The sequence below is a fragment of the Streptomyces sp. NPDC004539 genome, assembly GCF_040610055.1.
In the GTDB taxonomy this organism is placed as follows: domain Bacteria; phylum Actinomycetota; class Actinomycetes; order Streptomycetales; family Streptomycetaceae; genus Streptomyces.
The window spans coordinates 44,249-66,839 of record NZ_JBEXLS010000039.1 but is presented as its reverse complement, the minus strand read 5'-3'; the positions used below and the strand labels follow the sequence as shown (position 1 = coordinate 66,839).

22 protein-coding genes and 1 pseudogene are annotated in these 22,591 nt (G+C 71.7%); 14 read left to right on the top strand and 9 right to left on the bottom strand.

Annotated elements, in window-relative coordinates; translation table 11 throughout:
- Positions 1–89 precede the first annotated feature (89 nt).
- Positions 90–299, bottom strand: a complete 210-nt coding sequence (locus tag ABZX85_RS46005) for a DUF397 domain-containing protein (RefSeq protein WP_355883858.1) — start codon at positions 297–299, stop codon at positions 90–92.
- Positions 296–1,159, bottom strand: a pseudogene (locus ABZX85_RS46000) (helix-turn-helix transcriptional regulator). Before ABZX85_RS46000 ends, ABZX85_RS46005 begins: the two are co-directional and overlap by 4 nt.
- A 150-nt stretch (positions 1,160–1,309) precedes the next feature.
- On the opposite strand from ABZX85_RS46000, the gene ABZX85_RS45995 reads away from it, so the two are divergent.
- On the top strand, positions 1,310–1,801 hold the full coding sequence (locus ABZX85_RS45995; RefSeq protein WP_355883855.1) for an ATP-binding protein: 492 nt from the start codon (positions 1,310–1,312) through the stop codon (positions 1,799–1,801).
- Between the two features lie 218 nt (positions 1,802–2,019).
- Complete coding sequence (locus tag ABZX85_RS45990) at positions 2,020–3,102, top strand: helix-turn-helix domain-containing protein (RefSeq protein WP_355883852.1); 1,083 nt, start codon at positions 2,020–2,022, stop codon at positions 3,100–3,102.
- Positions 3,103–3,252: 150 nt separating this feature from the next.
- On the opposite strand, the gene ABZX85_RS45985 is transcribed toward ABZX85_RS45990, so the two are convergent.
- Positions 3,253–4,212: a DUF3027 domain-containing protein gene (locus tag ABZX85_RS45985; RefSeq protein ID WP_355883849.1), complete on the bottom strand. Its 960-nt coding sequence runs from the start codon at positions 4,210–4,212 to the stop codon at positions 3,253–3,255.
- 333 nt (positions 4,213–4,545) lie between these two features.
- Between ABZX85_RS45985 and ABZX85_RS45980 the strand changes: the two genes are divergently transcribed.
- From ABZX85_RS45980 to ABZX85_RS45965, 4 genes are all read left to right on the top strand, one after another.
- Entirely contained in the window at positions 4,546–5,964 is a 1,419-nt protein-coding gene (locus tag ABZX85_RS45980) for an MFS transporter (protein WP_355883847.1), read from the top strand.
- Positions 5,965–6,172: 208 nt separating this feature from the next.
- Complete coding sequence (locus ABZX85_RS45975) at positions 6,173–6,667, top strand: DUF2771 domain-containing protein (RefSeq protein WP_355883844.1); 495 nt, start codon at positions 6,173–6,175, stop codon at positions 6,665–6,667.
- Positions 6,634–7,401, top strand: a complete 768-nt coding sequence (locus tag ABZX85_RS45970) for a futalosine hydrolase (RefSeq protein WP_355883842.1) — start codon at positions 6,634–6,636, stop codon at positions 7,399–7,401. The genes ABZX85_RS45975 and ABZX85_RS45970 overlap by 34 nt, the downstream gene beginning before the upstream one ends.
- Positions 7,391–8,254, top strand: a complete 864-nt coding sequence (locus tag ABZX85_RS45965; RefSeq protein ID WP_355883839.1) for a 1,4-dihydroxy-6-naphthoate synthase — start codon at positions 7,391–7,393, stop codon at positions 8,252–8,254. The genes ABZX85_RS45970 and ABZX85_RS45965 overlap by 11 nt, the downstream gene beginning before the upstream one ends.
- 131 nt (positions 8,255–8,385) lie before the next feature.
- On the opposite strand, the gene ABZX85_RS45960 is transcribed toward ABZX85_RS45965, so the two are convergent.
- Complete coding sequence (locus tag ABZX85_RS45960; protein WP_010351235.1) at positions 8,386–8,769, bottom strand: cold-shock protein; 384 nt, start codon at positions 8,767–8,769, stop codon at positions 8,386–8,388.
- Between the two features lie 226 nt (positions 8,770–8,995).
- Between ABZX85_RS45960 and ABZX85_RS45955 the strand changes: the two genes are divergently transcribed.
- Entirely contained in the window at positions 8,996–9,268 is a 273-nt protein-coding gene (locus ABZX85_RS45955) for a hypothetical protein (protein ID WP_355883837.1), read from the top strand.
- Here the strand turns inward: ABZX85_RS45955 and ABZX85_RS45950 are convergent.
- Positions 9,223–9,873, bottom strand: a complete 651-nt coding sequence (locus tag ABZX85_RS45950; RefSeq protein ID WP_355883834.1) for a haloacid dehalogenase-like hydrolase — start codon at positions 9,871–9,873, stop codon at positions 9,223–9,225. The two genes, ABZX85_RS45955 and ABZX85_RS45950, sit on opposite strands and share 46 nt — an antisense overlap.
- A 77-nt stretch (positions 9,874–9,950) precedes the next feature.
- Positions 9,951–11,027 (bottom strand): hypothetical protein, encoded by a 1,077-nt coding sequence (locus ABZX85_RS45945; protein WP_355883831.1) that lies wholly within the window; start codon positions 11,025–11,027, stop codon positions 9,951–9,953.
- A gap of 146 nt (positions 11,028–11,173) precedes the next feature.
- Here ABZX85_RS45945 and ABZX85_RS45940 point away from each other — a divergent pair, with 146 nt between their 5' ends.
- Together ABZX85_RS45940 and ABZX85_RS45935 are read left to right on the top strand one after the other, a co-directional pair.
- Positions 11,174–13,876, top strand: coding sequence for a helicase C-terminal domain-containing protein (locus ABZX85_RS45940; protein WP_355883828.1), 2,703 nt, complete (start codon positions 11,174–11,176; stop codon positions 13,874–13,876).
- A gap of 95 nt (positions 13,877–13,971) precedes the next feature.
- Positions 13,972–15,624, top strand: a complete 1,653-nt coding sequence (locus tag ABZX85_RS45935; protein WP_355883825.1) for a DNA repair helicase XPB — start codon at positions 13,972–13,974, stop codon at positions 15,622–15,624.
- A 46-nt stretch (positions 15,625–15,670) separates the two neighbouring features.
- On the opposite strand, the gene ABZX85_RS45930 is transcribed toward ABZX85_RS45935, so the two are convergent.
- Positions 15,671–15,859, bottom strand: coding sequence for a hypothetical protein (locus ABZX85_RS45930; protein WP_355883822.1), 189 nt, complete (start codon positions 15,857–15,859; stop codon positions 15,671–15,673).
- 176 nt (positions 15,860–16,035) lie between these two features.
- Between ABZX85_RS45930 and ABZX85_RS45925 the strand changes: the two genes are divergently transcribed.
- The 4 genes from ABZX85_RS45925 to ABZX85_RS45910 all read left to right on the top strand — a co-directional run bounded on the left by ABZX85_RS45925 (position 16,036) and on the right by ABZX85_RS45910 (position 20,357).
- Positions 16,036–16,383, top strand: a complete 348-nt coding sequence (locus ABZX85_RS45925; RefSeq protein WP_355883819.1) for a GntR family transcriptional regulator — start codon at positions 16,036–16,038, stop codon at positions 16,381–16,383.
- 86 nt (positions 16,384–16,469) lie between these two features.
- On the top strand, positions 16,470–17,399 hold the full coding sequence (locus ABZX85_RS45920) for a DUF1648 domain-containing protein (protein WP_355883816.1): 930 nt from the start codon (positions 16,470–16,472) through the stop codon (positions 17,397–17,399).
- Between the two features lie 197 nt (positions 17,400–17,596).
- Positions 17,597–17,920 (top strand): hypothetical protein, encoded by a 324-nt coding sequence (locus ABZX85_RS45915; RefSeq protein ID WP_355883813.1) that lies wholly within the window; start codon positions 17,597–17,599, stop codon positions 17,918–17,920.
- Between the two features lie 391 nt (positions 17,921–18,311).
- A complete protein-coding gene (locus tag ABZX85_RS45910) occupies positions 18,312–20,357 on the top strand; it encodes a UvrD-helicase domain-containing protein (protein WP_355883810.1) in 2,046 nt (681 codons plus the stop codon).
- A 23-nt stretch (positions 20,358–20,380) separates the two neighbouring features.
- Here the strand turns inward: ABZX85_RS45910 and ABZX85_RS45905 are convergent, their stop codons facing one another.
- Both ABZX85_RS45905 and ABZX85_RS45900 read right to left on the bottom strand, forming a co-directional pair.
- A complete protein-coding gene (locus ABZX85_RS45905; RefSeq protein ID WP_355883807.1) occupies positions 20,381–21,058 on the bottom strand; it encodes a copper homeostasis protein CutC in 678 nt (225 codons plus the stop codon).
- A 145-nt stretch (positions 21,059–21,203) separates the two neighbouring features.
- Positions 21,204–21,875 carry a maleylpyruvate isomerase family mycothiol-dependent enzyme gene (locus ABZX85_RS45900; protein WP_355883804.1) on the bottom strand — a complete coding sequence of 224 codons (672 nt, stop codon included), beginning with the start codon at positions 21,873–21,875 and terminating at the stop codon, positions 21,204–21,206.
- Positions 21,876–21,925: 50 nt separating this feature from the next.
- On the opposite strand from ABZX85_RS45900, the gene ABZX85_RS45895 reads away from it, so the two are divergent.
- Positions 21,926–22,573 (top strand): hypothetical protein, encoded by a 648-nt coding sequence (locus tag ABZX85_RS45895; protein ID WP_355883801.1) that lies wholly within the window; start codon positions 21,926–21,928, stop codon positions 22,571–22,573.
- The last annotated feature ends 18 nt before the right edge of the window (positions 22,574–22,591 follow it).

The following is a 22,591-nucleotide window of genomic DNA, read 5'->3' as shown; positions in this document are numbered from 1 at the left end:
GCATTTTCCGCAAAGCCCGCATCAGCCCCAACCGACTCACGTCAATCGTGAAGGCGGTTCTCACCCTTGAGCGTCACCGCTGAAGATCCTTACTGGGCGGCGTAGGTGAGGAAGCCGGTCCAGGTGTCGGGGGTCACAGCGAGGCGGGGGCTGGAGTCGCGGTGTTTGGAGTCGCGGATGTGGATGGTGCTGGGGGTGTTGGCGACCTCGACACAGGAGTCGCCCTCGCTGCCGCTGCTGTAGCTGCTCTTGAACCACGTCAGTCGAGGGGCTTCACTGGGCGCGGATTCGTGGTTCATGTCTCTCCCAACAGCTGCTCGATGAACACTCGGGATTCGCTCACGGACAGAGCCTCGCCACGGATGGCGCCGTAACGCATTTCGAGAACCATCAGGTCTCTCGGGTCGTCGACGGGGCGGCCGTCTCCGTCCTCCTGACGACCGATCGCCGTGCCGTCCGCGAACTTGAGCACCTGAATCCGACCTCCGTTGCCGGGGTGGTTCCAACGGTCGGTCGGTAGTACCTGGATCTCCACGCCTCTCAACTGACCCACATCCAGGATGTGTTACAACTGACCCCGCCAGATTCGTACGCCCCCGACCGGCCGCCGCAACGCCATCTCCTCGACAACGAAACTGAGGGCGGGAGCCGGTGAGCGACCGAAGATAGCCCGCCTGGCCACACGGCGGGCCACAGCCTTCTCAAGCGGGTCATCAAGGAGCGGCGGGTGCCCTGTCCCCATCAGCGCCCTCGCGAACTCCTCGGTCTGGAGCAGGCCGTGCACATGCCTGCTTCCGTACGACATCAGTTGGACAGCCTTCATCTCCATATCAGCCAAACTCCGCGAGTTCTTCCGGTATTTGACCTTCTCCACGTCCTCCCACATCGCCGAGACGAGCCCACCCGCTCCCAACACACTGTCGGCCTTGTCCAAATACGACTGCCGAGGAATACGCATCCCGGACTCGATCTTGTAGACCATGTCCTCGCTGTACCCGATCGCTTTGGCGAAATCGGCGACCCTCATCCCCGCCGCCTCACGCCGCAGCTTCAACTGCCTTCCCACGCAGACGAGTACAGCGACTCCCCACTCATCCTTGGGATCGACATCCCACCCCGGTCCGCCTTCCTCGGCCCTGACCCGTCCCTCGCACTGCATCCCGTATCCCCTCGGTCGTACGGCTTTCCCCTCGCTCTGCCCCCAGATCAGCCTCGACCGCGTCGACACGGTTGGACAACCATTGGACAGTCGCTCTACGCAGTGGCGATATCACTGAAACGGTAAGCGAATCCGACCACTCTGTGTGACGTGATTCAGAAAACTCCCCCGCCTCAGCAGCCCTCCCCCCAACCCCCCACCCCCGCCCGCCACTTCACCCTCCAACTCTCCCCCACCCGCCGCGGCGCCCGCCTCGCCCGCCTCCTCTCCGCGGAACAACTTCGTTCCTGGGGACTCCCCTTGGACCCCGCCCGTCTCGTCATCGCCGAACTCGCCAACAACGCCGTCCAGCACGGCCGCGTCCCCGGGCGGGACTTCCTTCTGCTCGTCCAGGACCTCGGCGGCACCCTGCGTATCGAGGTCTCCGACACCCGCACGGACCGGCTCCCTCAGCCCCAACTCCCCCGACCCGACGCCGAGTCCGGCCACGGGCTCACCCTGGTCCACGCCTTGTCCACCACCTGGGGCGTCACCGAAGGCCCCTTCCCCCGCAAAACCGTCTGGGCCGAGATCGCGTTGCCCGCTCCGGAACCCGGAACTCCGTGCTTCGGCGGGGCGGGCTCCTTCCATAAAGAACTGTGAGCAAAAAGAAACCAACCAAGCCCCACCCCACCCGCCCGAGCAGCAGCCGGCGTGGGGAGGTTCGGTCACTCCGGTGGGTGAAGTTCGCCAACCGGACTTGATCCGGGGCGGGTTGTATGCCTTACGCTCTGCCTCACAACTCCAGACATTCAACGGCCCTCGCGGGGACTGGCATCCCACAGCGAGGGCCTCACCACCTAGGAAGACATACCTTCCCGATGGATACCCAGGACATTAGCGTGCCCTCGCACGCCCAGTCCCGTCCCCGTGACGGGAAACACCCGAACCGGCGTCATCCGCACGCAGGTCTGGTTCACGACAACACCCGCCACACCACCCGCTTCACGGTGATCGGCAACCACCTCGCCCAGCACCCGGACATGTCGCTCCTCGCGATCGGACTGGCCGTCCACATCCAGTCGTTGCCGTCCGGCTCCCCGGTCGCCATCAAGGCCCTCGTCGGCCGTTTCCCGGAAGGCGCCGACCGAATCTCGGCGGGCCTACGGGAGTTGGAGACCCACGGCTACCTCCGCCGCGAACGCGAACAGGTCCAGGGCGGACGCATCATCACGCGCACGGTGTCCTGCAACCAGCCGGGCCACCACCCCCACCGCACCCACGGCTCTCACGCAGGGCGCGACAAAAAGGCAGCTCACAGCGCCGACGCCCCCAACCCGCCCACCGCTCACGACACCCCGTCACCCTGCCCATCCCCCCGCCCCAAGCCCGCGCAGCCACCCCGCAAGAAGGCCCTACCCGTAGTACCCGAGCCCACCTGCCAGGCCCCGGCGATCTTCCAGCAGGCGTCCGAGGTCCTCGCCGACCTCCGCCGCCACGACCCCCGCCTCTACCTCTCCGCCGAGGACATCACCCACCTGGCCCCCGGCGTCGCCGCCTGGCTGGAACGCGACGTCACCCCGGGCACCGTCCGCCGCGCCCTGTCGGAGAACCTCCCCGTAGAACCCCTGCACCGCCCGGCGTCCTTCATCGCCCACCGCCTGACGGCCCTGCTCCCACCGGTCCCCTACGGCCCCGGACGCCCCGTAATACCCGTAGACCCCGTACCCGTGGACCCCGCCCCGGGCACGCCCCCACCGGACGGCGCCGACAGCCCCGTACCCGTACTACCCGTAGTACCTCCGGGCCCCCGCCTACCCACCCCCACCTGCCCCGACTGCGAGCGCCCCTACCGGCACCCCACCACCCCAGGCACCCTCTGCCTGGACTGCCGCCCGCCCGGACCGCCTCGGGGACCGTCATACCCAGGTAGTGGCTCTGAGGTAGCGGCTCTCAGGTGGTAGCTCCCGGGTACTACCTCGCAGGTAGCCGCCCACAGGGCGCACCTCTCAGGTAGTACCCCTCAAGGCGCACCCCTCAGGTAGCACCCCACATGGGCTAACCCCCGGGTAGTAGCTCTCAGGTAGCCACCCACACGCAGGCGGCCGAAAGAGCTACGAGTGCCCCAGCTCGGCCGTCTCCTCGTCGCCGTCCCCTACGGGCACCGACCCCGAGTCGGCCGCGGGGCGGAGCGGGAAGGGGTCCACGCGGTTCTCGTCGACGACCGGCTCGGCCGGGCGCGGCGGGGCGGGCATGACGGCCGCCTCGGAGTGGCCGCCGCAGCCGTACGTGAGGGAGACGACGCGGCCGTCGGCGGGGGAGAACTCGTTGGCGCAAACGCCGAACGCCTGGCCGAGGCTGCCGCCGATCGGGGTGAGGAAACCGCAGCTCACGCAGGTCGCAGGGGCGGCCTGGGCCATCGGGGTCTGCGCGCCGAACGCCTCTTCCCAGCGGTCGGCCGCGATGTGGAGGCCGTAGCGGGAGAGGACGCGGGCGCGGCGGAGGCCGAGTTCGTCGGCGACGGAGGTGATCGTGCTGCGCGCGGAGGGCGTGGCGAGGTCGGAGGTGTCCTCGGCGTCCTCGATGTCCTCGGCTTCGGCGAGTTCCGCGAGGGCGGGGGAGAGGGCTACGGGGTCGTCGTCGCCGGAGTCGCCGGGGGCGAGACGGTCGTCGTACCCGGAGTACCCGGAGTACCCGGACTCCAGACGGATGTCCTCCGCGTCGGTCGGGAGGAGGTCGCCGGGGCCGAGGTCGCCGGGGCGCAGGCGCTCGCTCCACGGCACCCACTCGGGCGCGAGGACGGCGTCGGGGCCGGGCAGGAGTACTACCTCGTCGAGCGTGACGATCTTGGCGCGGGAGGCGCGGGCGACCGTCGCGGCCCAGCGCCAGCCCCGGTAGCCGAGTTCCTTGCACTCGAAGAAGTGGGTGACGACGCGGTCACCGTCGGAGACGACGCCCACGTGCTCACCGACGACTCCGGGGGCCGCCGCCTCCTCGGCTGCGGTGCGTGCGAGGTCGACGGCCTCGGCGCACAGGCGGTCGGGGGTGCGGCTTCGCGTGGTCGCTGCGCTCACAGGTATCGCTTCTCTCCTACGCCGTCTGTCGGGTGCGGTGTCTCGGGCCGCGGAACGGACGGAGCGGACCTGTGGGCCGCGTCGACGTCCGCGTCCGATCGTGCTCGGGCGCACCTGTGCCATCCATTGTGCGGGATGGCTGAGATACGCACGCTACCTGTTCATGGGCGCTCAGCCCACACCGACGGGACACGACGATCGAGATGGGACCCGTAATACCCGAGCGAGAGGACCCGTAATACCCGGGAACCAGTGGCGGAAACCGCGAGAAGTCCCCACCCGTACGCGCGGTAACCGCACTACGCACAGCTTTCTCGGGGCACTATGAACGTCGTGGCAACCGCGCGGACACCCCAGGGCGCGACCGGTATCGGCGGGCAGGGGAAGGGGAGAGGCGGCGGGTCGGGTCGGCTGGGCGGACCCGTCCGCTCGATCGGCCGTGCCCTGCACTTCCCGTTCACCGGGACGGCCCGGGGCATCAGAAAGGCCACGCACGCGCACGGCGCGGGCGAGTCGGGCCTCGGCAAACTCATCGAACTGCACGCCGTGAACGGCGCGGGCGACGTCATGATCACCGTGGCGCTCGCCTCCACCGTCTTCTTCTCCGTCCCGACGGACGAGGCACGCGGGCGGGTCGCGCTCTACCTGGCGATCACGATGGCGCCGTTCACCGTCCTGGCCCCCGTCGTCGGCCCGCTGCTGGACCGGCTGCCGCACGGGCGGCGGGCGGCGATGGCCGGTGCGATGCTCGCGCGGGCTCTGCTCGCCCTAGTACTTTCGGGTGCCGTCGCGACGGGCAGTCTGGAGATGTACCCGGCGGCCCTGGGGGTACTCGTAGCCTCCAGGTCGTACGGGGTCGTTCGCTCCGCGGTAGTACCCCGACTACTCCCACCACGGCTCTCGCTGGTCAAGGCCAACTCCCGGGTGACCCTGGGGGGACTGCTGGCCACGGGCATCGCCGCGCCCATCGCGGCGGGGCTGCACCAGATCGGCCCGGGGTGGCCGCTGTACGGCGCGTTCGTGATCTTCGTCGCCGGTACGTTCCTGTCGTTCACGCTGCCGCCGAAGGTGGACTCCGCGAAGGGGGAGGACGTCGCGCTGCTCGCCGCCGACGCGGACCACCTGCACGGGCCCCTCAAGTCCGCCAAACGGCCGGGTCTGCGCACCGTCGGCATCGCCGTCACCCACGCCCTCGGCGCGAACGCCGCGCTGCGCTGGCTCTCCGGATTCCTCACCTTCTTCCTCGCGTTCCTGCTCCGCGAGCACCCGCTGACCGGGCAGAGCGCGGCCGTCTCGCTCGGCATGGTCGCCGTCGCGGCGGGCGCGGGGAACGCGCTGGGTACGGCGGTGGGGGCGTGGTTGCGGTCGCGGGCACCGGAGTTGATCGTCGTGACGGTCGTCGCGGTGGTCCTCGGGGCGACGATCACGGCGGCGCTGCTGTTCGGGGCGTTCCTGGTGGCGTGTCTCGCGGCGGTCGCCGGGTTCTCGCAGGCGCTGGCCAAGCTGTCGCTGGACGCGTTGATCCAGCGGGACGTGCCCGAGCTGGTGCGGACGTCGGCGTTCGCCCGGTCGGAGACGATGCTCCAGGTGTCGTCGGTGTTCGGCGGGGCGGTGGGGATCGTGATGCCGCTGAACGGGGCGCTGGGGCTGTCGGTGGCGGCGGGCGTGGTGGCGGTAGGCTTGGTGGCCACGGCGAAGGGTCTGCTGGGGTCGGCTCGGCACGGGGGCGGGGGGCGGGGGCGGGTGGAGTAGGACCCGTAGTACTCGCGGGGGAGGCGGGGTGCGAGGCGGAGGCGGGCGGTGCCGGTCCGGGGGCGCGACGGCGTCGTACCCGTAGTACCCGTAGTACCCGAGAGCTGTCGCCCACCCCAAGCCGCCGTCCACCCCGCGTGGCCTAACGCACAGCGACGCCGCACCCCGCGTAGGAGGAGCGCCGGGCGGGCCCGATAACCTTCGCCCCATGACCAAGCAATCCGCTGCTGTGCGACGCCGCCGCGCCGTCGCCGCCGCCGGCGCCGTGTCCGCCGGACTGCTCGTGCTCTCGGCGTGCGACAAGCCGACCCCGATCTCGACGATCACCGTCGGCAGGTCGTCGGTCAGCGAGGAGGCCACCTGCGGCGGTGAGGACTCCGCGCTGGACACGGCGAAGCTGACGGCGTGCCTGAAGGACGAGGACATCAAGTCGATCAAGGTGGACTCCGAGGTGGACACGGTCCGCATCGGCGTCGACCCCAAGGTCGCCGACAAGCGCTGGACGGTTCTGATGAACGGCCAGCCGCTGACCGGCGAGAACACGAAGACCTACCTGACCATCCCGGGCAGCGTCTTCTTCAACGCCCAGTACGGCGCGCAGGGCAACTCCACGCTCGTGACCATCAAGGCGGGTGACGGCAAGAAGGACAGCCAGGCCGTCACGGGTCTGTGGTCCTTCCGCCTGAAGAAGACGGACAACTGACCACGTCCGCCGTCCGCATCCTTGTCGCCACCGCCGTCCCGGCCGAACGGGACGCGGTGGCACAGGCGTTCCCGGACCCCTACGGGGAGACCCGTACCCTTCCAGGGCTAGTGACCCTCCGTCACATCACCGCCGCTCCACACCGCTACGACCTCCTCGCCGCCGGTGTCGGCCCCGCGCTCGCCGCCGCCTCCACGGCAACCGCCCTGACGGCCGCGGCTCTTGAAGGTGACCCGTACGACCTGGTCGTGTCGGCCGGGATCGCGGGCGGGTTCGCCCCCGACGCACCCGTAGCCTCCCTGGTACTCGCGGACCACATCACCGCGGCCGACCTCGGCGCGGAGACCGCCGAGGGGTTCCTCCCCGTCACCGACCTCGGCTTCGGGGTCGTCACCCACACCCCGCCCACGGACCTCGTACGCCGCGCGGCGACCGCCACTGGGGCGCGCGCCGGAACCGTCCTCACCGTCTCGACGGTCACCGGCACCGCCGGCCGGGCCGAGGCCCTGCGCGCCCGGCACCCCGAGGCGCTCGCCGAGGCCATGGAGGGGTTCGGGGTCGCGGAGGCGGCCGGTGCTCACGGCGTCCCCGTCCTCGAACTGCGCGCGGTCTCCAACGCCGTGGGCCCGCGCGACCGTTCGGCCTGGCGGATCAAGGACGCGCTGGAGTCGCTGACGGCGGGATTCGGGAAGCTCGCCCCCGTTCTGGAGAGTTGGAAACAGCATGACCTCTGACCCGGCCCCCGAAGCGCCGCTACGGATCGCCTACTCCCCCTGCCCGAACGACACGTTCGTCTTCGACGCCCTCGCGCACGACCGCGTCGCGGGCGCCCCCGCGCTCGACGTCACGTTCGCGGACATCGACATCACCAACGGCATGGCCCAGAGGGGCGAGTACGACGCCCTGAAGGTGTCGTACGCCGTCCTTCCGTACGTACTTGAGGACTACGCCCTCCTGCCCTGTGGCGGGGCCCTGGGGCGCGGCTGTGGCCCTCTGGTCCTCACGAGGGAGGCGGGCGTCTCCCTCGAAGGTCGTACGGTGGCCGTGCCGAGCGAGAAGTCGACGGCGTACATGCTGTTCCGGCTGTGGGCGGCGGACACGGTGCCCGGCGGGGTCGGGGAGATCGTCGTGATGCCGTTCCACGAGATCATGCCCGCCGTGCGGGACGGGAAGGTCGACGCGGGGCTCGTCATCCACGAGGCGCGGTTCACGTACCGGAACTACGGGCTGCACAAGCTCGCGGACATGGGCGAGCACTGGGAGGGGACGACCGGTCTGCCCATCCCGCTGGGCGCGATCATCGCCAAGCGCTCCCTGGGCGCCGACCGGCTGGAGCTGCTGGCGGAGTCGATCAGGGCGTCCGTACGGGCCGCCTGGGACGACCCCGAGGTGTCCCGGCCGTACGTCATGGAGCACGCGCAGGAGATGGACCCGGCCGTCGCCGACCAGCACATCGGGCTGTACGTCAACGAGTTCACGGCAGACCTCGGCGAGGCGGGTTACGCGGCCGTGCGCGGGCTGCTCACGCGGGCGGCGGCCGAGGGGCTGGTACCGGCGCTGGGGCCGGACGCGCTGCGGTTCCCCTGAGGCCGGTTTCCCCGAGGTCCGTGGCGGGACCCTCTCGGGGGCTACCTGGGAGTTACGGGGGCCCTCAGGGGCGCCCCCGTAACTCTGGAGGGGTACGGGAAATCCCGTACAACCCGTACGCCGAGTACGGCTTACACGTCGAGCTGGTCCGCGACCGCCCTCAGCAATCCGGCGATCTTCGCTCCGGAAGCCTTGTCCGGATAGCGCCCCTTCTCCAGCATGGGCGTGATGTTTTCCAGGACGGTGGTCAGATCCTGGACGATGGAGGCGAGTTCGTCCGGCTTCCGGCGCTGGGCCGCGGCGACCGAAGGAGTGGGGTCGAGGAGAACCACCGAAAGGGCCTGATCGCCACGCTGACCGGCGACGACTCCGAACTCCACGCGCTGTCCCGGCTTGAGTGTCTCGACTCCGTCGGGGAGAACCGAGGAATGGACGAAGACGTCACCGCCGTCGTCGCGGGAGAGAAAGCCGAAGCCCTTCTCGCTGTTGAACCACTTGACCTTGCCGGTAGGCACGTCTGTCCTCGTCCTCGTACTCGTCGGAAAACTGCTTCTGTCGTAAAACCGCTTCTCAAAACCGCCCGTGGAACCTGGCACCTCGGCGCCTTGGCACCGCGCGAACGGCTCCGGATAGCAGTACAGCGGGTCGACCATGACCCGCCGGTACCAAGGCTAATGGTCTGTGCGCGGGTGACAAGACGTCCCCCGGTTGTTCCTTCGGGCTGGGAACTACCCTGGTCCGGTGCGTGACAAAACCCAAACGAATTCCGCCGCTCCCGGTGACCGACTGATCCGCGCCGGTGCGATCGTGTTCTTCGCCGGTACGGTGGCCACTCTCGTCACCGTGACCCCGCTGTTCCTCGGTACGACGCCTTTTCCTACGTACATGTTCGGATTGAGCATGCTCATGGGCGTCGGCTTCCTCATCGCGGGCGCCGGTGTACTGCGTTCGATCGCCGCCGGACGGCGTCAGGCGAGGGAGGGATCGGCGGCTTCCGGGGCATCCGCGAGATAGGCCGAAAGCCAACCCGGGAACGCGAGAAGATCATCCAGCACCACATCCGCACCGGCCGTCCGCAATTCCTCCGCATCGCACGGCCCGGTGGTGACCCCTACGGAGAGCGCTCCGGCGGCCCGCGCGCCCCTGACGTCCCCTACGTGGTCCCCGACATAGACGTGGGCGCCGTATTCCTTCAGCGCCTCCGCCTTCCGCTCGGCCCAGAGGTCACCGACGACGACGTCGGGGTCGAGGCCCAGGTGCTCCATGTGGAGCTTCGCGTTGGGCTGGTGCTTCGCGGTGACGACGACGACGCGCCCGCCCGCCGCGTGGACGGCCTCGATCGCCTCGGCGGCGCCGGGCAGGGCGAGGGTCCCGGTGACGGCGTACTCGGGGTACAACCGGCGGTAGAGCGCGGCCATTTCGGCGATCTCCTCGGCCGGGAACCAGTTCGCCATCTCCTCCTCGACCGGCGGCCCGAGCCGGCTGACCACGAGATCGGCGTCTATGCGCGCGCCGGTCCGCTCGGCGAGGGTCTGGTAGCAGGCGCGGATTCCGGGGCGGGAGTCGATGAGGGTCATGTCGAGGTCGAAGCCGACGACGGGGGGTACGAGGGAGGTCATACCTCCGAGTGTCTCAGCCGACCGGCGCCCGTTCGGCCCGCTTTGGTGGCTCTTGAGTATTACGGGGTCTACGGGTCCTACTTGTTCCGCTGCGAGCGCCAGACCAGGTACAGCGCCGACGCGACGGCCGCGCCCCGTACGACCCACGGCCAGGTCTCCGAGACCGCGTCGTTCATGTGGCCGGGGACGATGGGCTCGCCCCAGCGGCCCTCGTTGCGCCCCCACAGCCACACCAGCCCCGACGCCACCGCGCCGCCCGGAATCCAGAGGACGGCGAGTTTCGTCTCCTGGTCGGTCAGCCGCCTGGACATGTAGGCGATGAGCCAACCGGCGCCCAGCGCGAGGAGGTTGCCGAGGACGGCGCCCGCGACGAGCGCGGCGGCGGCGAGCAGGAGGAGGGGGTTGCTCCAGGTGCGGGAGGGCTGGGAGGGACGGGAGGAGCGGGACGGGCGGGGGACGAGGCGTCGGCGGCGCCGGGGCTGCCGTGCCTCGCCGGTCTTCCCGGCGGTCTCGGCCTGCTCGCCCGCCGGGGGCGGGGTGTCGGCCGGGGGTTCCTTGTCGGCCTTTTCCTTCGGCTCCCCGGCGTCGGCTCCGGCCCGGGCGCGCGGGGACTTGAGGAGTTCGGGGATCTCGACGCCGCCGACGAAGCCCGGGAATTCGTCGTGGTCACTCTCCAGACCTACGGGTCCCCTGAGCCACCAGTCGGGGAGGGGGTCGCCGGAGGAGCGGGGGGCGGGGAAGGACAGGGGGTCGCCGGAGCCGGAGCCGGAGCCGAAACCCGGGTCGGAGCCCGAACCGGGGTCAGGGTCGGAGTCGGGGCGCCCGGCGGGGGACGCGGGCGCGGACGGCCTCGGCGGGGCGGAGTGTCCGGCGGGGGACGCGGGTTGTACGGGTACGGCCACCGTGGGCGCCTCGGGCGTACCGGCGCCGCTGCCCGCCGCCGCGACGACGTCGTCCGGGCTGCCGAGCCGGGCGATGATCTTCCGGACCGCCGCGGGGCTGTCCACCGTCGCCTTCGCGCGGCGCTGGTCGATCTCGTTGCGCAGCTCCGACACGAGCCGCATCCGGGCCCCCGACGCCAACTGCTGCTGCTGAGCCACGTCACCGACACGGCTCAGGTACTCGTAGACGACTTGGTCGCTTTCGATCCCCACGGGAAGAAGCTACCGCGCGGGGGACTTCGTCCAGTAGGTCTGGGGTTGTAGGGGGCTTACGGGACGGGCGGCGAGAGCCTGTGGCTCACAGGGCGTAACTCTCGCGGGGGACCCCTCCCCCGGCACTACCCGCTACCGTGGGTCAGATGAGCACTCCCCGCTCCCTCGCCGAGGCGCTCCGCTCGCGCGACGACCGGTCCCTCGCCGCCCTGCTGCGCAGCCGGCCGGACCTCATCGCGCCGGTGCCGACCGACCTGACCCAGCTGGCGACGAGAGCGGGTACCCGCGCGTCCGTCGTACGGGCGCTGGAGCGGCTGGACCGGTTCGCGCTCCAGACCGCCGAGGCGCTGGCCGTCGCGGCGGACCCGGCGTCGTACCCGGAGCTCCTGGGTCTGATGGCCGGGGACGCGAAGGACCCGGCGGTGGTCGCGGCGCTGCCCGGGGCGGTGGCGACGCTGCGGGAGCAGGCGCTGGTGTGGGGCGACGACAGCCGGCTGCGGCTGGTGCGTACCGCCAGAGAGCTACTCGCCCCCTCGCCGCAGCACCCGTCCCCTACGGGTCTCGGGCCGAGCGTGCAGGAGGCGACGGCGGGGATGTCGCCGGGGCGGGTGCAGGAGATCGTGGCGACGGCCGGGCTGCCGTCCACACACGACTCGGTGAGCGCGGTGGCCGGGCTCACGGCGCTGTTCTCCAGCCGCCGCAAGCTGAAGTCGCTGCTGGCGAAGGCTCCGGCGGAGTCGCTGGAGGTGCTGGAGCGGCTGGTGTGGGGGCCGCCGTACGGGCAGGTCACCGCCACTCCGGCGGCGCGGCTGCGCTGGCTGCTGGACCGGGGGCTGCTGCTGCCGACGGCGCCGGGGACGGTCGTCCTGCCCCGGGAGGTGGCGCTGCATCTGCGGGGCGGGCGGGCGCACCGGGTGGTGGAGCCGTGGCCGCCGGCCGTGGAGGCGGCGGGAGTTCACCGTCCACAGCTTGTGGACGCGACGGCGGCCGGGCAGGCGTACACGGCGCTCGCGACCGTCGAGGAGCTGCTCAAGGACTGGGACGAGGGTGGTCCTGCGGTACTACGGGCCGGCGGGCTCAGCGTGCGGGACCTGAAGCGGACGGCGGTGGCGCTGGACGTGTCGGAGCCGGTGGCCGCGTTCTGGGTCGAACTCGCCTACGCGGCGGGACTGTTGGCGTCCGACGGAGAGGCGGACGAGCGGTACGCGGCCACTCCCGAGTACGACGAGTGGCGGGAGCGTCCGGCGGCGGAGCGCTGGGCCCGGCTGGCGGAGGTGTGGCTGGCGGCGACCCGTACGTCGGGGCTGGTGGGCGGGCGGGACGCGAAGGACCGTACGCTCTCGGCGCTCGGTGCCGGGCTGGACCGTTCGGCGGCGCCGGAGGTACGGCGGCGGGTGCTCGGGCTGCTGGCGGATCTCCCGGAGGGGACATCCCCTGGCTCCGAGGCGCTACTGGCGCGGTTGCGCTGGGAGCGGCCGTTGCGGGGGCCCGAGCGGGGTGAGGGCGATCTGCGGACGCGGCTCGCGCAATGGACGCTGAACGAGGCGGAGTTGCTGGGGGTCACGGGGCGGGGGGCGCTGTCGGGGCAGGGGCGGGCGTTGCTGGGGCTGGGGCTGGGGTCGGGGTCGGGGTCGGGGTCGGGTGAGGGTCGGGGGGCTGTGGCGGAGGGTCCCCTGAGAGGTGCCGGGGGCGGGCTGTCGTCGCCAGAGGCAGGGGGCGGCGGGTCGGCGTCGTCCGAAGTCGGAGACGGCGAGCGGCGAGCCGTACCCGGCGACGGCCCGACCACCTCGGCCTCGGCCTCCGCCTCCGCTCCGGACCCGGCGGACGCGGGCGACAAGCTGCCCGTGCACCACCACCGGTCGACGCCGCATCCCGTAGTACCCCTACCCCCCGCGGAGCAGGCCGTGGCGACGGCCGCGGCGGCCCGGCTCCTCACCCCCCTCCTGCCCGAGCCCCTTGACCACGTACTGCTCCAGGCGGACCTGACGGCGGTCGCGCCGGGCCCGCTCCGGCGTCCGCTGGCGGACATGCTGGGCGTGCTGGCGGACGTCGAGTCGAAGGGCGGGGCGACGGTCTACCGGTTCACCCCGGCCTCGGTGCGCCGCGCCCTGGACGCCGGCCGCGCCGCCTCCGACCTGCACGCCTTCCTGACGGCGCACTCGCGCACGCCGGTCCCGCAGCCGCTGGCGTACCTCATCGACGACGTGGCCCGCAGGCACGGCCACCTCCGGGTCGGCGCGGCCTCGGCATACGTCCGCTGCGACGACGACGCGCTCCTGAACGAGATCCTCGCGGACAAGCGCTCCACCCCCCTGCGCCTGCGCCGCCTCGCGCCGACGGTCCTGGCGACCCAGGCCGACCCGGCGTCCCTCCTCGATGTCCTGCGCACGATGGGGTACGCCCCGGCGGCCGAGTCCCCCGACGGCGACGTCCTCATCCACCGCGCCGACGCCCACCGCACTCCGCCCCGTACCCCTCCGGAGCCAGTCCCCGACGGCCCCCCGGTGCCGGACGCCACGCTCCTGGCGGCGGCCGTCCGCGCCGTCCGCGCGGGCGACCTGGCCTCCACGACCCCCCGGAAACCCGCCCCCGACACCACCCGTAGTACCTCCGACGTACTCCCCCGTACCTCCGCCGCCGATACCCTCGCCACCGTCCAGGCCGCCGTCCTCACCAACGAGCCCCTCTGGATCGGCTACGTCAACGCCGACGGCGCCGCCTCCCAGCGCGTCATCGCCCCCCTCCGCGTCGAGGGCGGCTTCGTCACGGCCTACGACCACACGGCGGAGGAGGTCCGCACGTATCCCCTGCACCGGATCACGGGGGTGGCGGAGCTGGCGGAGGAGTAGCGCTCCGCACGCCCCGCGTGACCGCCCCCGGATGAGGCACACTGGACGTTTGCCCCAGCCTCCGTCGAGGCTCCCGGCGGAGAGGACGTACCCCTGTGAACGGACCGCTGATCGTCCAGTCGGACAAGACGCTGCTGCTTGAAGTCGATCATGAGCAGGCCGATGCGTGTCGTCGGGTGATCGCGCCGTTCGCGGAGCTGGAGCGGGCGCCGGAGCATATTCATACGTATCGGGTGACGCCGCTGGGGCTGTGGAACGCGCGGGCGGCGGGGCACGACGCGGAGCAGGTCGTGGACGCGTTGGTGCAGTTCAGCCGGTATCCGGTGCCGCACGCGCTGCTCGTCGACATCGCCGAGACGATGGACCGGTACGGGCGGCTGACGCTCAGCAAGCATCCGGCGCACGGGCTGGTGCTGACGACGACGGACCGGCCGGTGCTGGAGGAGATCCTGCGGTCGAAGCGGATCGCGCCGCTGGTGGGGGCGCGGATCGATCCGGACACGGTCGTCGTGCACCCGTCGGAGCGGGGGCAGATCAAGCAGACGCTGCTCAAGCTGGGGTGGCCGGCGGAGGACCTCGCCGGGTACGTCGACGGGGAGGCGCATCCGATCGGGCTCGCCGAGGACGGGTGGGCGCTGCGGCCGTACCAGAAGCAGGCGGTGGAGAACTTCTGGCACGGGGGGAGCGGTGTCGTCGTACTCCCCTGCGGGGCCGGGAAGACGCTGGTCGGGGCCGGGGCGATGGCTCAGGCGAAGTCGACGACGCTCATTCTCGTGACGAACACGGTCTCCGCGCGGCAGTGGAAGCACGAGCTGGTGAAGCGGACCTCGCTGACCGAGGACGAGATCGGCGAGTACAGCGGGACGCGCAAGGAGATCCGGCCGGTCACCATCGCGACGTATCAGGTGCTGACGACGAAGCGGAAGGGTGTCTATCCGCATCTGGAGCTGTTCGACTCGCGGGACTGGGGGCTGATCGTCTACGACGAGGTGCATCTGCTGCCGGCGCCGGTCTTCAAGTTCACCGCCGATCTCCAGGCGCGGCGGCGGCTGGGGCTGACGGCGACGCTGGTGCGGGAGGACGGGCGGGAGTCGGACGTGTTCTCGCTGATCGGGCCGAAGCGGTTCGACGCGCCGTGGAAGGAGATCGAGGCGCAGGGGTACATCGCGCCGGCGGACTGTGTCGAGGTGCGGGTCAATCTCACCGACTCCGAGCGGCTCGCGTACGCGACCGCCGAGGCCGAGGAGAAGTACCGGTTCTGTGCGACGACCGCGACGAAGCGGAAGGTCACCGAGGCGATCGTGCGCCGGTTCGCCGGGCAGCAGATTCTCGTGATCGGGCAGTACATCGACCAGCTCGACGAGCTGGGGGAGCATCTCGACGCGCCCGTCATCAAGGGGGAGACCTCCAACGCCCAGCGCGAGAAGCTCTTCGACGCGTTCCGGGAGGGGGAGATCAGCGTGCTCGTCGTCTCGAAGGTGGCGAACTTCTCGATCGACCTGCCCGAGGCGACCGTCGCCATCCAGGTGTCCGGGACGTTCGGCTCGCGGCAGGAGGAGGCTCAGCGGCTCGGGCGGGTGCTGCGGCCGAAGGCGGACGGGCACCAGGCGCACTTCTACTCGGTCGTCGCCCGGGACACCATCGACCAGGACTTCGCCGCGCACCGGCAGCGGTTCCTGGCGGAGCAGGGGTACGCCTACCGGATCGTCGACGCGGACGAGCTGCTGGCCGGGCCCGAGGCGGGCTGAGGGCGGGGCTCGCCGAGCCGGACGCCGGCAGGTCGATCCCGCCGGCTCATCTGCGGCGGCGGACGCCCGCCTCCTCGCCGTACTCACCGAGGATCATCACGTCGAAGGCGGCACCGGCGAACACGCGTATCGCGTGGACGGTGTCGCCGAGGCGGTGTCTGTGCGGGGCCGTCATCGGGGTCGCTCCGGAGGGGCGACCGGCGGCCTGGGCTGGTGTGAAGGTCGCTGCGCTCATGTCCCTATGGTGCGATCTCGGGCATAAAGAGGGCATCGGTCCACAGAGCCAACTTTCCCGCCCGTTTCCTACGACTCAAGAGGGACGGGACACCTCAGGGGTCGTAGGGGTTCGTCTCAGGGTCTTCGGTACGGGGATACCCCTGTGGAAATAATGGTGCTAGCTTCATTAGCACCATGCTGCTGAAACTGGATGTCACAGACAGTCGGCCGCTGCACGAGCAGGTGGCGGGGTCGATCCGGCGTGCCATCGCCGAGGGCGAGTGCGCGCCGGGAGACCGGCTGCCGCCGGCGCGGGAGATCTCCGAGGCGCTCGGGGTCAACGTGAACACCGTGCTGCGGGGACTACGGGGGCTACGGGACGACGGGGTGCTGGAGTTCCGGCGGGGGCGGGGAGTGACCGTCACCGCGGGGGCGGATCAGCGGGCCGTCGTCCTCGGGCGGGTGCGCGAGCTGGTCGCGGACGCGGCGCGGCTCGGGTACGGCAGGAACGACCTCATCGAGATGATCAGGGAGATGCCATGAACGGGGAGACAGGGGCAGGGCGCGGGAGCGGTCGGACCGGGTGGGGGGCGGTCGGGGGGTGGCCTGCGGTCGGCGGGTGCGCGGCCGTGCTGGTGCTGCTGGTCGCCATGCCGCTGGCCGCGCGGGGGCGGCTGCCGGACCGGATGGCCACGCACTGGAACGGCGCCGGGAAGGCCGACGGGTCGATGCCGTTCTGGGCCGCCGTGCTGTTTCCCGCGCTGTTCTGGGCGGCGCTCTCGACGGGCGCGCTGGTCGCCGCAAGGCGGGCTGGGGCAGGGGCTGGGGCCGGAGCAGGGGGCGGTACGGGCGGGTGGCTGCGGGTCGGGCTGCCGATCCTCGCGCTGGGGGTGGTCGGTGTGCAGGCGGCGGTCGTACGGGCCAACCTGGACGTGACCGACTGGCACGAGGCGGGTTCGGCGGACGGCTGGATCGTCGCCGTCGTCATCCTGGCTCTCACGGTGGGCGGGCTCGTGTGGCTCTCACGTCGTACGGGTCACGCGCTGCCGGCCGAGGGCGGCGGGCCGCTCATGGAACTCCCCGAGGGGCAGCGGGTGGCGTGGTTCTCGCGGCTCTCCAGCCCGGCGCTCCAGGCGGTCGGGGCGTTCCTCGGGATCGCCGCGCTCGCGGCCGGGGCGGCGTCCCTCGGAGGTATTACGGGTCTCCAGCCGGGGATTCCCCTGACGGCCGGGTTCGGTCTGGCCGCGCTGCTCTGCCTGACCTTCGCGTCCGTCCAGGTCCGCGTCGGCGAGAAGGGGCTCAGGGTCGGGTTCGGCCCGTTCGGCTGGCCCGCGCGCCGCTGGTCCGTCGCGGACATCGAGTCGGCACGCGTGGAGCAGCGCACCCCGGCCCAGGCCGGCGGCTGGGGGTACCGGATCAACGGGCTCGGTACGACCGTGATGCTGCGGGGCGGCACCTGCCTGGTCGTCCGCTCCCGGGGGCGCGACTTCGCGGTGAGCGTGGACGACGCGGAGCGGGGCGCTGCGCTGCTGAACTCGTTGAGGGCGCTGAAGAGCTGAGGGCGCCGACCGGTTGAGGGCCCCGGCGAGTCGAGGATGTGGCCGCGAAACGTCCGCCGGGTTCGCGTCGGCACAAGCGGCACGGGCTCAAGAAACCGCAGAGAAGCTTCGGCACCAGCGCTGGAAGGACTGATTCCGGACGTGGCCGAGGACCGATAGGGTCGATTCGACATAGCGCAACGGACTCGGGGGTTCTCATGTCGGTCGGCTGGTGGCTGATACCTGGCGCGGCTCTCGTGGTCATCGTGCTCCCTCTGCTGGTCGTACGGAAGCTGATGAGCGCCTCGTTCGGGCGGATGGAGTCCATGCAGGCGGCGACGTCGTCACACTCCTCGGCTTCGAACGGATTCCAGCAGTCGGAGCAGGAGAGCCGCGAGGAATTCGTACGGAGGCACTGGCAGCGCTCCGGCGTGGTCGCCGACGGCGTGACCCTGGTCGATCTCTACGACCGCATCCGGGCCCTTGAGGAACGAGTCGCCAGGGCCGAGCAGGGTTCCGCGTCGCCGCCACCGTCCGACTGAGCCGGTGCCGGGTCGGGGCGGCCGGGTCGGGGCGGGCTGCGGCTCTGAGGGTGCGTCGGCGTCGCGCCGCCGGGGGTAAGCGGGCAAGGCCCCAGTCTGCACCGGGTGGCTGGAGTTGAGGACGTCCTCCCGCCCACCAGGGCGTACGACGCGAGAGTTAGGGGACGTGCGTCCCGGGAGCTAGGGGGTGTACGGCCCCGGCCTCCCCCGGCACCCGGCACCCGGCACCCGGCGCGTCAACGACACGCTTAATCCGTTGGCCCCCACACCAACCGCTCGCCTACACTCTCCGCTCTTGCCGCCTCCCCCGTGGAGTGCCGTCGCCCGGTCGGAAACCGGGCGGCATCCCGGTCGCACCCACCCGTAGTACCCGTACCCCGGAGGCACCCCCTTGTCCACGCCCGTGTCCGCCGACGACCCCCTGTTCCGTGAACGCTCGCACCTCTCCGCCTCCCGTACCGCGCTGCGGGCGATGCGGGAGGACGTACAGGCGCTGGACATCAAGGACGTGACCGCCAACTGGGTCAACGCGGAGGTGCTGGCCCGGCAGATCGAGGAGCGGATCAAGGCGCTCGCCGACCTGAGCGACACCCCGCTGTTCTTCGGCCGGCTGGACTACCTGCACGCGCCCGGCGCCGAACAGGCGGAGGGGGCGGAGGGGGAGCGCTTCTACATCGGGCGCCGGCATGTGCACGACGGAGACGGCGACCCGATGGTCATCGACTGGCGGGCGCCGGTCTCGCAGCCGTTCTACCGGGCGTCCAAGAAGGACCCGATGGACGTCGGGCTGCGCCGCCGGTTCGGGTACACCGGCGGCGACCTCACCGCGTACGAGGACGAGCACCTCTCCGACCCTCAGGAGACCGCGCGGACCAGCAAGTTGCTCCAGCAGGAGATCGAGCGCCCGCGCGTCGGCCCGATGCGCGACATCGTCGCGACGATCCAGCCCGAGCAGGACGAGATCGTGCGCAGCGGCCTCCAGGGCAGCGTGTGCGTGCAGGGCGGTCCGGGGACCGGGAAGACGGCCGTCGGTCTGCACCGGGTCGCGTATCTGCTGTACGCGCACCGCGACCGGCTCGCCCGGACCGGGACGCTGGTCATCGGCCCGAACAGGTCCTTCCTCCGCTACATCGAGCAAGTGCTCCCCGCCCTGGGCGAGTTGGCGGTCCGGCAGGCGACGGTGGACGACCTGGTCGCGCACGTCGAGGTGCGAGGTGCGGACGACGCCGACGCCGCCGTGGTGAAGGGCGACGCCCGGATGGCGGAGGTGCTGCGGCGGGCGGTCTACGCGCACGTCACGCCGCCCACCGAGCCGGTCGTCGTGGTGCGCGGGTCCCGGCGGTGGCGGGTTCCGGCGTACGAACTCGAAGACATCGTGCGGGAGTTGCTGGACCGGGACATCCGGTACGGCGCGGCGCGCGAGGCCCTGCCGCAGCGGATCGCGCACGCGGTGCTGGTCCAGATGGAGCGGTCCGGGGAGGCGCCGGACGACCGGGTGCAGGACTCGGTCGCCCGCAACAGCGCGGTGAAGGCGGCCGTGAAGGCGGTCTGGCCGCCCGTCGATCCGGCGAAGCTGGTGCTGCGGCTGCTGAGCGAACCGGAGTTCCTCGCCGAGCACGCGGCCGGTGTCCTCACCGAGGAGGAGCAGAAGACGATCCTGTGGGCCAAGCCCGTGCGGTCGGTGAAGTCCGCCAAGTGGTCGGCGGCGGACGCGGTGTTGATCGACGAGACGGCCGACGTCGTCGAGCGCACGCACTCCCTCGGCCACGTCGTCCTCGACGAGGCGCAGGACCTCTCCCCCATGCAGTACCGGGCGGTGGGCCGGCGCTGCACGACGGGTTCGGCGACCGTCCTCGGCGACCTCGCGCAGGGCACCACCCCCTGGGCGACCCGGAGTTGGGAGGAGGCGCTCGGGCATCTCGGCAAATCCGACGCGGTGGTCGAGGAGTTGACCGCCGGGTTCCGCGTGCCGACGGACGTCATCGCGTACGCGTCCCGGCTGCTGCCGTACATCGCGCCCGGTCTCACGCCGGTCGCCTCGGTGCGGGAGAACCCCGGGTTCTTCGAGCTGCGGGACGTCTCCGAGGTGGAGCAAGTCGTGGCGGCCTGCGGGGAGTTGCTGCTGCGGGAGGGGTCGATCGGGCTGATCGCCGCCGACGCCCGGATTCCCGTGCTCGCCGAGGCGCTGGGCGCGGCCGGGGTGCCGTACCTCGACCCGGGCCAGGAGACGACGGCCGAGACCCGGCTGACGCTGGTCCCCGCCTCGTTGGCGAAGGGACTTGAGTACGACTATGTCGTGCTCGACGAACCGCGGGCCGTGGTGGACGGGGAGCCGGACGAGCGGACCGGGCTGCGGCGGCTGTACGTCGCGCTGACTCGCGCCGTTTCCGGGCTCGTTGTCGTGCACGGCACCGAACTGCCGGAGCAGATCAGGTAGTTGCCCCCTCCGGTCGCACCGGATCAGGCGGGGTCGATCGCCCGGCGCCAGACGCGGACCGCCTCCGGTGACACCGGCTCGGTCCAGCCGTCCGGCCGTACCGCCCCGCCGACGTGGAAGGCGTCGACTCCGGCCGCGAGGAGGGTCGGGACGTGGGCGAGGGTCAACCCGCCGCCGACGAGGAGGCGTTCGTCGTAGCGGCCGGCCTCCGCGAGGAGGGTGTCCAGGCCCTGTCCGACGCCGGACGGCGAGCCCGCCGTGAGGTAGGTGTCCAGGCCGGGCAGGCCCGTGAGCGCCTTGCGGACGTCCTCGCGGTGGGCGGCGTGGTCGAGCGCGCGGTGGAAGGTCCAGCGGCAGCCGTCCAGGACGGCGACGAGCCGCTCCACCGCGCGCAGGTCCACGCCGCCCTCGGCGTCCAGGAAGCCCAGGACGAACTGGTCGGCGCCGGCCTCCCTGAACTCCCCGGCCGTACGGGCGAGTTGTCCGAGGTCACCGGCCGCGAAACCGGCCGTCGGCCTGAGCATCACGCGGACATCGATGTCCGTGGCCGCGCGGACCGCGCCGAACACCGAGAGCGCCGGGGTCAGTCCGTCCGCCGCCATGTCGGTGACCAGCTCGACCCGGTCCGCGCCGCCCGCCTGCGCCGCGACCGCGTCCTGCGGGGCGAGGGCGATCACCTCCAGGAGCGCGCGCGTGCTCATGCGGTGCCTTTCGTCGTCGTATCCCTCTACAGGTCTAGTCCAATCAGGGTACGTCAGCGGGTGGCTCCCGAGAGGGAGGCCGCACCGTCGTAGCTCTCAAGAAGGAGACCGCCTCGTCGTAGCTCTCAGGAGGGACCCCGACCCGTCACCCGAACAGGTTCAGCTCCTCCTCCCCCGCCCCCACCAGTTCGTACGACGCCCCCTCGACCGACCGCCCCGAGTACAGCCGTATCAGCGTGGCCGCCGGTCCCAGGTAGCGGGCCGGGGAGCGGGAGCCGTCGGGGCGGCCGAGGGTGAGGGGGTCGTCGGTGTCGTCCAGGTCGGCCCGGAGGGGGACGTGGCCGCGTCGCCGGGTGTACCAGGTGAGCAGGGCGAGGGCCTCGGGGAGGGTCTCGCCCGCGTAGGCGCCGGGTTCGTCCCAGACCTCGCGGACGTCACCCGCGTGCACCCACTCGCCGAGGGCGACGAGGTCGAGCCGGCCGTCCGAGGCCGCGATCGCCGGACCCGCCTCGGTCATACCGCGCTCCAGCTCGTCGACGATCCGCGCGACGGGCCACTCCGCGCGGTCGGCGATGTCACGGTCGTTCGACTCGGGAGAGAACACGCCCTTCTCGAACCGGCTCTCCACCACCCGCATCAGGGCCGAGGAACAGTGCGCGAGCACGTCCCGCACGGACCACCCCGGGCAACCGGCGGTCGGCAGAGCGAAGTCGGCGTCCGGGCGGGCGCGCAGGAGGGGGACGAGGAGGTCGCGCTCGGCCGCGAGGAGACGGCCGGGGAGTTCGGGGTCGCGGGGTAGCTCCGAAGTAGGGGTCATACCGGCAACGTAGGGCAGGGCACCGCTCCCGCGGCGGGAGAATGGGACGCATGGCAGATCTCGACGCCCTGCACGCCCGCTGGCTCACCGCCCTGCTCTCCGCGCGGGGGGACGACTCCTGCGCCGTCGCGCCCCACCGGTACGCCGACAACCTCATCGAGCGCTGGCGGGAACCCCACCGCAGGTATCACACGCTCACCCACCTGACGGCGGTACTGGACCGCGTCGACGTACTGGAGAGCCACGCCGAGGACCCCGACCTGGTGCGGCTCGCGGCCTGGTTCCACGACGCCGTCTACCTGCCGGACCGGTCGACGAACGAGGAGCGTTCGGCGCGGCTCGCGGAGCGGGCGCTGACCGAGGCTGGGGTGCCGGAGCGGGGCGTGGCGGAGGTCGCGCGGCTGGTACGGCTCACCCAGGGGCACGACCCGGCCGACGGGGACCGCAACGGCGAGGCGCTGTGCGACGCGGACCTCGCGATCCTGGCCTCCGCACCGGACACGTACACGGCGTACACGGCCGCCGTGCGCGAGGAGTACCACTTCGTCCCCGAGGACGCCTTCCGCACCGGCCGGGCCGACATTCTGCGCCAACTCCTCGACATGCCAAGGCTGTTCAGGACGGCATACGGGAGGGAGCACTGGGACGCGGACGCGCGGCGCAACATCGGCGCCGAACTGGAACGGCTGACCGGCTGACGGCCCTACCCTCTCGTC

Bases quoted from the DNA above. Each gene is read 5' to 3' on its own strand.
- ABZX85_RS45990 (WP_355883852.1), top strand. From the start codon at position 2,020: ATGGATACCCAGGACATTAGCGTGCCCTCGCACGCCCAGTCCCGTCCC.
- ABZX85_RS45895 (WP_355883801.1), top strand. From the start codon at position 21,926: ATGGCAGATCTCGACGCCCTGCACGCCCGCTGGCTCACCGCCCTGCTC.
- ABZX85_RS45940 (WP_355883828.1), top strand. From the start codon at position 11,174: ATGAGCACTCCCCGCTCCCTCGCCGAGGCGCTCCGCTCGCGCGACGAC.
- ABZX85_RS45950 (WP_355883834.1), bottom strand. From the start codon at position 9,873: ATGACCTCCCTCGTACCCCCCGTCGTCGGCTTCGACCTCGACATGACC.
- ABZX85_RS45915 (WP_355883813.1), top strand. From the start codon at position 17,597: ATGTCGGTCGGCTGGTGGCTGATACCTGGCGCGGCTCTCGTGGTCATC.
- ABZX85_RS45975 (WP_355883844.1), top strand. From the start codon at position 6,173: ATGACCAAGCAATCCGCTGCTGTGCGACGCCGCCGCGCCGTCGCCGCC.
- ABZX85_RS46005 (WP_355883858.1), bottom strand. From the start codon at position 299: ATGAACCACGAATCCGCGCCCAGTGAAGCCCCTCGACTGACGTGGTTC.
- ABZX85_RS45900 (WP_355883804.1), bottom strand. From the start codon at position 21,875: ATGACCCCTACTTCGGAGCTACCCCGCGACCCCGAACTCCCCGGCCGT.
- ABZX85_RS45930 (WP_355883822.1), bottom strand. From the start codon at position 15,859: ATGAGCGCAGCGACCTTCACACCAGCCCAGGCCGCCGGTCGCCCCTCC.
- ABZX85_RS45965 (WP_355883839.1), top strand. From the start codon at position 7,391: ATGACCTCTGACCCGGCCCCCGAAGCGCCGCTACGGATCGCCTACTCC.
- ABZX85_RS45905 (WP_355883807.1), bottom strand. From the start codon at position 21,058: ATGAGCACGCGCGCGCTCCTGGAGGTGATCGCCCTCGCCCCGCAGGAC.
- ABZX85_RS45925 (WP_355883819.1), top strand. From the start codon at position 16,036: ATGCTGCTGAAACTGGATGTCACAGACAGTCGGCCGCTGCACGAGCAG.